This is a genomic window from Pseudomonas sp. AC463, from assembly GCF_979253585.1.
In genome coordinates this window covers 1-286 of the sequence record NZ_CEEDDZ010000469.1, presented here as the reverse complement: position 1 = coordinate 286, position 286 = coordinate 1, and the positions used below count along the sequence as shown (strand labels likewise).

Sequence of the window (286 nt, the reverse complement as noted above, 5' to 3'; positions counted from 1 at the left end):
ACTACGGGGTGATCGAGGCGTTTCGCCAGTTGCGTCCGGATACCAAGGATCTGGAGCTGGTACACCGCCTAGACCGTGATACCTCCGGGCTGTTGATGATCGCCAAGAAGCGCAGCATGCTTCGTCACCTGCACGAGCAACTGCGTGGTGACGGCGTCGACAAACGCTACATGGCGTTGGTGCGTGGCCATTGGGCGACGGCCAAGAAACAGATCAACGCGCCGCTACTCAAGAGCAATCTGCGTTCCGGCGAGCGCATGGTCGAGGTCAATCAGGAGGGTAAGGA

At 59.4% G+C, this 286-nt stretch carries 1 protein-coding gene; it reads left to right on the top strand.

What is annotated here, in order from left to right; all coding sequences use genetic code 11:
* On the top strand, nt 1-286 hold a 286-nt coding region (locus AC0IYH_RS31005), incomplete at both ends, for a pseudouridine synthase (RefSeq protein ID WP_471838023.1).